Raw genomic sequence first — 10,801 nt, 5'->3', positions numbered from 1 at the left:
CTTCGGCTAGTGGGTCAATAGCAAACCATCTACCAATTCTAGTATCTAACATTCTGGCTCCAAAATTATAACTATTCCCTTCCCCTTTAATTTCGTCATCTTTTTCTTGACCATTAAACCCGTAACGATATGAAGATGAGCTACCATAGCGATTTGGAATGAGGGAGCCAAAAGGGTAATAGTCATTATAACTAAGAACGTCTGGCATAAAGGTAAAATTATTTCCTGAATTTCCAATAAATAATTTACGATCTGTAATAACTGAAAGTACATTTCCTAAATGATTTGATAATTCATAATTTTTATCGCCTACTAAACGATATGCTTCATTTGCTGGTCTTTCTATTTCTGATATAGATTTTCCTTGATCAATACCTTCGCAAATATCGCCTATCCCGTCTTGGTCTGCATCTAACTGATTTCCATTAGCGTCTGTTTGACCTTCTGATTTACCGTTTTTAGTATCAATACAATTATCACATCCATCTCCAAATCCGTCTTCATCTCTATCTGATTGGTATTGATTTGTTAACGATAGATAAGTTGGATTAGCATCACGTATAGCAAGTGCTTGTTGATCTTTAGGATCTATAGTTACATAATCAATCCTAGGATTGTATTTATTTTTACAGTTGTCACAGTCGTCTCCTACACCATCACCATCGGTATCTAACTGGTAATCTGGATTGGTTGGATTAGGAGTAGGATTATTTTTCTGACAATTATCACATACATCACCGTATCCGTCTCCATCGCTATCTTTCTGGTCGGGATTAAAAGTAAAACGACAGTTGTCTAAACGTTGTTTTCCGTCTTCTTTGAAATCAAGTACTCCATCTTGGTCTGTATCTAATGCTTGAGGTCCACAATAAGTGTCCGAATAATCTTTGGATGTTAAATTGGTTATTGTTAAAGGTTTTACAATATTATCTTTATCTAACATATCGGTAGAAACAGATGTCGGGGTTTCGTCAAAACTAAACTGGTGTTTGATTTCATCTATTGAATAGGTGAAATCGCAAATTTCAGCATGGGCAGAACCTAACGACCAATCTTGGTAGTTATTATTAGGATCATAAAAGGCTAAGTAATTAGCTCCTAAAGCATTATTAGGTAGTGTTGGAAAATTAATTAGGTGTTGCTCATGTGGTTCTATGTTACCATATCCAAATGACCAATTTAATCCTGAATCAACTTTATTTGCTTTATATATGTTTCCGTTTACATTTATTTTAACATCAAATTGATTATTACCATTTTTATTAATGTTTACTTTTAAATTCCATTGGTTTTCTGGTATTTCTGTTGGTATGGTATAATCTATTGTTTGTACATAAGCATCAAACTTGTTTCTTTTACCTCCAGAGCGCGTTGAATATACACCGTAATCTCTTTTGTGTAATACTAATTTCACAACTGGTTTATAGACAAATACATCTGGGTTGGTTGACTTACGTATTTTTTCTATAAACATAAATGCGGAGCTTCTATAATAAGGTCCTGCATCGATCCAATCTCTTTTTGATAGATGATTATGTAACGATAGTAAAAGGCCTTTTTCTGGTGTATTTTGACTGATTTTTATATTGGTTTTTAAAACAATTGAGTCATTTATTACCCCTGCATCTGGAAAGAAGTTTAATCCATATTCAGAAGGACTTTGCCAAGTTTTACTGTCTTTTATTGTTTTTAATTCAATTCCTTTTATTTTGGAGGTTACCAATCCGAAAGGTGCTGTTTTTTCTAAATTACTCCATTCTTTTTTAGCTAATTTGTTTTTTATTGTTTGATTAGTGCTGCTTAGGTCTAGATCTGCGTTTTGAACTCCCAAGCGACTACTTCCGTAGATATCGTGTTCTACCAAACGAAAAGTTCCTGACTTTGTATCTACTGGTGTGTTTATGGGTTTTATTTCTGCTAAAAATTTAGCATTTGTTTCGGTACTAAATCCATTAGACAATACAATTTCATTTGAGGCTTGTAGGGTTAGGTTTCCGGTACTTTTTACGGTTGATATACTATTGCTACTACTTGAAACATAGATCCCTTTGCTGGCTTTCTTTATTTCCGTACCGGATACGATATAATCGTTTAGGTATAAATTAGGAACCACAGGTTCTGTAACTATTGTATTTTTTTCGTTGGCTTCGTATACGGCCATTACATTTCCTTGTGCATCTCTTTGATAGTAGGTGGTATTGTTTTTTTCATTTGGTCTACTAATCGTTTTTGCTATCCTGTTGCCTAAACCATCGTAATCAAAAGTAATGATGGTACCGTTATCTTTGGATACTTTTTTTACTTTTCCATCTACACGCCAATCAATGGTAATGCCTTCTTTTTCATCACGGATTAACTGCCCGATAGCGTCGTATTTATAATTATCGGGGTTTTGATCGTCTAGATCTAGTGTTGTATCGTTTGGATTATTAGGATCATTTGTAAATGTTTTGTTTGGTACTGTATCGTCTATGTATGCTAATTTATTAGTACCTGGAATATAATGGTATGAAAAATCATCCATTAAATTATAATCTTTTTGAGTGATATTATTATCTGTTTTCTTAACGGGAGCAGTTCGTTTTAATGTAAATAGGTTTCCATTAGAATCGTATTGATATTGACTACTTAAAGATTCGTGTGTTTGATTTAGGGAATTGATTCCTATGGAGTTCATTGTTTTAATTCGGTTGAGCTGATCATAGGTGTATTTATTAAACTGCGAATTTAATTTTACTTGGTTTTCATCAAGTAAGGAAGTTACCATTTCTTTAATATTACCGTTGTATAAATTCTTATTTGTTTGAAGATTCATACCTTGTGATAAAGAAAAAGTATTGGTGTCTAAAACAGATTTTGTGTTTTGCCTTGAAAGATAATCACCGCTATAATAGTTTAATGCAAATGCTATGACATCTTGACCAACTGCATTTGTACCATTTAAGGATCCATCATGACCAATATCATGGCCTATTTGCTCAGAATTTACAGCTTTGAGCCAACCTTGAAGTGTATAGATATAATCTAGACCTTGCACTGTTTTATCGCCTATTATGGTACGAGCAAGGGGACCATGCTGGTAGTATTCATATTTAGCATCTTTTTCCCATATTATATCATCTGTACTGGTTTGTACTTCCACAATACGATTATCTGCATCATAGGCATATTTGTGTATGAATTGATCTTTTTGTCCTGGTTGGTAAATAACTTTATTTACTTTTCCACTGATTAGATCATAGTCATAAACTACTTTTTTAGCGTCTTGTTGTAAATTAATAAGATTTGCTGATGTATTTCTTTGTACAAACTGTCTTACATTGCCGTGTATATCATAATCATAAAAAATAGCATTGTCGTATTTGTTAATATCTACTAAGGTAGAAGCTTTATCAATATATAGAACTGCTGTAACTCTTTTTTGGTTATTATCTTCATGGCTTTTTCCTATATATTTTAGAGCATCTGGATGTTGTTCGTCATACAGGGTATGGGTAACTTGTTGTTTTAAATATAATGATTCATTGTCTTGTTCGAAATTATTAATAGCAATGCCTGATTTTAATAATCTTCCATTTTCATCAATGGTAAAACTAGAAGGAGCAATAATTTCTCCTGCTTGGTAAATTCTACCTAGACCATCATATTTTGTAAAACTAAAAGCGGTACAAATACCATTTGAACATGTTATACTTTTCTTTTGATTAGCATTTTGGGAAGCAATAATTCGTCCTAAAGCATCGTAAGCAAAACGTGTTTCACCTCCATCAGGTGTTTTTTGCCATACTAATTGGTTTAAGGAATTGTATTTGTATTCTGTATTAAAACTATGATTAGCTTCTATAGCTGTTTGTGATGCGTTTTCTGGTGTATCATTTTTTTCTCTAAAGTTGTTGATATTGATATTTAATGGATCATTATCTTTAGTGATTCCTAGCCTACTTACCCCTTTAGGAGGTATAGTTTGGGTTAAATTACCAGCTTGATCATAATAATACAAGGTGTATTGATATTCTTGATCTTTTGCTTCTTTTGTAAAAGTTTCTTTTAGATGATCAATTGCTTCTTTGATATAGTTCGTTACAAATTCTTCTTTTTTTAAGGCTTTTTCCTGACTTGCTAAGACTGTTGTATAGGTTTTAGTAATAGATTCATGAAAGATTTCGCAAGGTGTTTTTGTTTCATTAACTGTAAATTTTAGATCTGGAACCATTGGAGCTGGTGGACACACTTGGTTTTCAACTACGTATACATTATTAATGTAGTTATTCCATGACATACTATAATCGTTTGATGATATGTAAAGAGCATAACTATCTATTGCGCTTATAAGATCTTTATATCCGTAGTTTAGTTTGGTAGCCCCAAATTCAGCTATACTAATGTATTTATAATTGGTAACATCCGAAATAAAGAATTTCTTTAAATAATATAAATACGGAGTTGTTATATAGGCAAATTTAGCATTACAAAAATACTCATCATTGGCTGCTAAATATTCTGGCAAAGTATAATTGGGTAGTTTTGCTTTCATTCCTTCAACATACTCTTTCCATTTTGAGCCACAAGCTAAAGGCTCTACTTCCTGAGGGACACATTTTATACAAGGAACTTCTTCTTCTTTTGTACAAGAAGGCGGTAATTTTAAACAAGAAATTTTACCTCTAAGATACCTTTTTTCTAAATATGCTTCTTTTTTTATTCTTTGAAAATTATAGATATATCCTATTTTTATTTTAAAAGTAGTATAGGTATCATCATCAAAAATTAGATCATAAAGATATCTATTGCTATAATTACTATCAAGGTATAAATCAATAATTTCTAAATTAACACCGCAGGATGAATTTTTACCAAATGCAAACGATAATTCATTTCTATTTAATACCCAATTTGATATGACTCTATTTTCAACAGGTAGCGTTAAAGGTAGAGCCAATAACGAGTTAGGGCTTATATTTTCAGGACTTTTATATCCCTCTTCATATAGATATTTTTCGTCTAAAGCAATATTTAACAATTTAGTTAAATTAGTTTCTACATCAATTTTTTCTTTGCAAAACTCTAAACAATCAATAGATCCTGTTATTATTTTATAACCAGCCGGTTCCATTTCCATTAATGTCCCTTTGTATTGATAAGAATGCGTTGGCACTGATTCATAAGGATTATTATGAGCCCAAACTGTAAAGGTTTTATTATCAGTATTTAACTTAAAATTAGAAAAATGAGTAATTGCATTAAAATAATTTCTATGTGTCTCATAATTTCCTGAATTTAAATAACTTAGTATTAAGGAAAAATCACAATTAGCAAAATTATATTGCATCCCTTGAACTTTACTACTGAATTGAGAGTTTTTAGGAGTAATCCATTCTGTTTTAAAATTATCAATGGTTGAACCATTAGGAATGATATAAGGGTCTACTTCTTGCCATTCTTTTGGATTATATGATGCGTTATTATTAGGTAATTGTCCTTTATTATTTTTTTGAGTTGACCATAAATGGTTAATCAATTTTAAAAGATTAGCTTCTGCTATCTCTTTTATAGATAGCTTTTTTGTACAAATACATTGAAAATCTTTTGTTGCAAGTTTTCCTTTAACAGAACTGATGATACCATTATTATTGATAGAGAAAAATTGAATATTATAACTATTATCAATTTTTATACTTGTGATTCTATCTGTTGGTAAATTACCTTGTAAATCCGTAACGTTGATTAAAACCTGTCCTGTAGTTGGTAATATAAATTGAAAACCATCTATCGTTTTTTTGTATTGTGCTGCAAATTGAGTATCATTTAAAAATTGTTGAATAAAATTATTTGCATAAGGATAGATGCCTGAAGCGGGTGGCGATTGAGTTGAATTATAGCCTGTGTTTAAACGGATACCTGTTGTACTATTAACTGTTTTTTCAGAAATTAATTTATTAATTATTTGTAAAAGGTTTCTTTCAAAATACATTTTATTGGTACAACCAGCAGTTGCATCAATAGTTGCTTGACCATTTACATTAATGGTTCCGTCTTCGGTACAGGTATCAAGAGGAGCTTCTGTGGTTCCTTCAATAAGAATTTCTTCAAAACATGTTTTTAAAGGATCAGGATCAAAATCAGCCTTTGCGATAATTTTAAATTTATAATTTTTCTTTTCTCCTCCAGGAACTGCATATATGTCCTTAAATTCAGTTATATAAAACTGGTTGCCGTACATAGACCAGTCTGGGGCTGATGCACTGGCACCTCGTACCGTTGGACAAGAAGTAATATAGGAGGTTGGGTTGATTATTTCTAGTTTAATTTTTTTATTACTAGCGTTTTCGTCTTCAATTTTTAAATCTAAGACTGTATTTGACACGATATAGCCTTTTATTTTAGGAATTGACGTTAAATCCTTTATAAGGGTTCCTGCTCCTAGGCTTTCATATAATTTATTAGTTAGTTGAGCTATTGTATTGGCAGGAATTTCTTCTGTATTATAGGTAGGCAACTTCCCTATTGGATTATAATCTTTTTGAATTAATCCATTTAAAAACGACTGCATGTCTAAAAGTAATGGGCATTTTTTAGTTTCTAGGTATAGGCTATTATTAGCTGCTGTAATGCTGTTGTCTAAATTTTGATCATCACTGGCCCCTGAATCATAAAAATAGTCTGAATCTATGAAACGTTTTTGTTTGTCTTTATAAAAAATTCTTACGTCTAAATTGTCTATTGCTAAAATATTTTGTGGATAAACACTTACATAAGATGTTTTATAAACCTTTTTTAAATTGTCTATTGCATCGGAGAAAGGTGTAAAAGGATTTCTTTCATCTATTTCTTTTGCAATAGTATTATATGTTTTCGCATACTTTCTTAAAGTATATCTAAATTTTTCTGTGTTATTAATATTTCCTATATAGCCATTGTATCCTTTATTTTTTATGCTATAAATATTTGAAAAAACAGTTTTTATTTTATTTTTAAAACTGGTATAATAGTTTTTGTAAGTAAGCCAGATTCTATCTTTTTGTTTTTCATTAACATTATTATTAATGTAGTTAATTAATGCGCTATTATTTTTAACGTTATGAAAAATACTTATTGGTGCTAAACCGTTTCCAAATAAAACCGTGTATGCAGCGGCTTGAAACATATTCATTTTATAATCTTGACCTTGGTATTTATAGGTCATTCCTTCATAATTTTCAGTTAGAGCCTCAATAATCAGGTTTTTTCTTAATGAACTCTGAGATGTACTCTCTACTTTATTGTAATTTAAATTATAAAAAGGATCTTCTTCTAAAATTTTTATACCTGTAGCGGAACTTGGATTTTCGATTAACTGTTTGTTTTGACTAGCTATTTTATAGGTTTCTATTTCATTTAGAGCTAAATCATAATTATCAGTATTATTTCCGTATTTGATTAAAGTATTCTCGCAAAGTGCTTTATTATATTCGTAATAATAATACTCTGGGTGATAAGCGAGTAAAGATTTTGCCCAATTTTGTTTCCAATTTTTAATAAAATCGGCTATGTTATCAAGATATTGAGGGGATACTAGGTATTCATCTTCATTATCGCCTTTTTTCATCCCTCCTAATCTATAGTTAGAGGTTACTGATAAAATATCCGTATCGGTGATATTTTCAGGAAGTAATGGAGTATTAGGTTCAATAGGAGGCAAATAAGTGTTTTCTGCTATTTTTTTAACTGTTACCCACGCAATAGATCCATCTGCATTTTTATACACTCCATCTGATGGGTATTTCCAACTAAATTGTGATTGTTCCTTAGTTACTGTTTTATTATCTCCATACGCATCTTTCCCTATAGGATAGCTACCACCTCTTAATAGGTAATTATATTCATTAAACACACTCAAATCATCATTAACGACTTGAATTGTATTATTAGAAGGATCTGGTGTGTTAGTATTTGTATTAGTTGATGTATTTGAATCGGGATTACTAGCATTAATTACAATATCAGTAGTACTATCATCCATATCAGGTTTAAAAATAATTCCTTTTATTGAACCGTACTGTCCATTTGGGCTTAGATCTGACAGCAAAGTTGTTTCCATAATATGACAACTTGTAACCATTTTAGGACAAAGATCACGACAAGTTTGCAATGAGAAATCAAATTCTTTTTTAAATAAATTCTCATCATTATTTATTATTATAGGATTTAATGAAAGGTCTTGATAATTTAATTTTCCTAAGGTATCATAGGTAAAGATGGTAGGAGCATATCTGGTATTTAATTTATCTAAGACATAACCGTATTTAGCAATAGCTGCATATTGATCAAAAATAGGTTCCGAACATGTTTTATTATTGTTTTTATCAAAACAATTGCTAAATTCTATTTTTTGATTTTCTTTTAAATAGTTTTCTACTAATGTCTTTTCACATAAACCACATGTTATTTCACAACCGTTTACATCGATTTGAACATTAAATAATTCTGTTTTAGGATTACAGATATTATCTTGTTTTGAAATTTCGTATAAATAATCTTCAGCATAAGCGTCTAAAGCATCTTTGTTAACAACTAGTTCTTTTGACAACAAATAACTTCCTTGTGACAAATTTTTAGCTTCTAATTTTTGAGTATTATAAGCTATTAAGGGTAAATTTCCTTTTGGATTTTGTGTATTGACAGAACCTATTGTTTTGATTGGATTTCCTTCAAAATTGAGTCTTTCATTAGCACAATCGTCTTTTAAACTTATTTTTAAATCATAAACAAAAGGATATGATTTGTTTGTTAAGCAATTTGGTTGAAAGGTATTTTTACTATGTTCAAGACCGTAATCAAATTTAATGGTAGAGGGTAAATTTCCAACAACTTCTAATTTAGAGGTTAAATCTATTCCGTCTTTTAAAATACCAAAACGGCCACTTGATTTTTTTTTGTTATTAACTAATAAATCTGTTTTTAAATTGCCTTCTGTTGCTAACTCGGGTAAAGCATCTAAATTTTCTGGTGATTGTCCCACTAAAGCTGTTGCTATTGTTTTTCCTTTAGGATCTATATAACTAACACTCGCTTGACCATTAGGATCTATAACTGTGTTTTTTTTATATTTATTTGCAAAACCTACTTTATACCCAAAAATACGATTTAGTTCTTCTTGACTTGGTGTAGAATATAAATAGGTCATTTCATGACCTCGTCCTATTTGATGATCTGAGCCTACGCCTCCTTTTTTATAAATTCGTCCTGTATTATCGGGTGTGTACACTATTTGAGAATAGGGAAATCCTTTAGCATCAGGTACGTAATCCTGAAAATTATTAGATACTTTAGCAGCTGCGGAATAATAGTTACTAGCCCCCGAACTGGTATTCATTTTATTAGATGTAGATACGCTACAATCTGTTTTTTTAGGATCATCCCAATCAAAATCTAAGTGAGAAAAAACCGTAGTTTGATTTTTATTTAGTGAGTCAAAATATTTTATAGCACTATTTTCTAAAGGCACGGGTAGTACTTCTATGGCAGGACGTCCTTGATTATCATATATTACTTCTCCTACGATAGATTGGTTATTGGTATTAACTTTTGTTACGGTTTGTCTATTTCTAAGTGAACCGTCAAAATAACTTACGACTTCTTTTTTCTTACCATCTTCAGCAAATGAAGATTGGTACTGCCAATTTTTACTGTCTTTTTCGTGTGGAACTACAATTTCAATTTTATCTTGCCAATCACTTAGGTTTTGAAATTTTTCTGCATTTGTTGTAGACCATTTTCCGAAATAAATTTTTGATACGTCATCTAAAAAACGACCAACAGGTCTAACTCTATATAAGAGGTATCCTTTTGAAAATATTAATGGAATTCTATAGCTCAGTTCTTTCGTTTGAATTCGGGAGCTATTACGCTTAAAGTCTTCTTCTGTAAAAGGAATATTATTAGGCAATTTAGGTTCACTCCCTTCTCCATAATTATCAATCCAAGTCCATTCTAGCTCATATTCAACAGCTGGAAAATTAGGATCTTTGTTCCAACTAATTTGAATTTCATGTTCTCCTTTTGCTTTATCTAAAAGTGTAATTTCTTCTTGAAATCCTTTGTAGGTAACTAAACTAGCATTGGGTTTTACAGCGGTGTCTTTTATGTTAAAATATCTTTCTGTACTAAAAATTAATTCAATAAAGACATTGCTTGGACTAGTTAATGTAATAGGTTTGTCATCTAGATTGGTATACATTACTGATAATACTTTTATCTCTGCTTTATGAGTCCCTGCAAGTTTATATACCACAAAATCATTGTGTTTAAGATTTTCTGTGGTCTTATTATGGGTTATAACAAATTCTTTTATTTCAGTATTTTGAACGTTGTTTGACAGTACTCCGTTATTAGCATATCGTTTTATTTCTAATTTTACAATAGCTTTATAACTTACATTAAATTGAGATTTTACACTGGTGGAAGAAGAGGTCTCTCCAATACCATAAGCGGATTCGTCTAACCCAATGTGTATATTTATTGCCGAATTAATAGATGTAAAATCGGATAATTTAGATTCATTAGAATTGGATTTATTTAATTCTGAGAATTTTGAATCTGTAATACTTAAGGTAGGCTGACCGTTTAAAGCAGTTCCTATTAATCGATTGGATTTTTCCTCAATATATTGTGACCATCCCGCTGTAATATTTAGAATTAAAAATAACTGTAGTAAAAATTTTAAAACATTCATTTTGGAATGTGAGGCTATCTTTACTGAAGTTTTCTTTATTTGAATTGTACTCATCGCGTATTCTTTTAATAGACTTAACATACGAATTAG

The 10,801-nt window shown here is 30.7% G+C and carries 1 protein-coding gene; it reads right to left on the bottom strand.

The genetic code is table 11. The features are described 5' to 3' along the window. The coding region (locus tag B0A78_RS08465; protein WP_249030954.1) for a DUF6443 domain-containing protein at window positions 1-10,765 on the bottom strand (10,765 nt) is incomplete at its 3' end. Window positions 10,766-10,801: the final 36 nt, after the last annotated feature.

Source organism: Flavobacterium columnare NBRC 100251 = ATCC 23463, from assembly GCF_002530675.1.
GTDB classification, from domain to species: Bacteria; Bacteroidota; Bacteroidia; order Flavobacteriales; family Flavobacteriaceae; genus Flavobacterium; species Flavobacterium columnare.
This window is presented reverse-complemented; position numbering and strand designations above follow the sequence as displayed.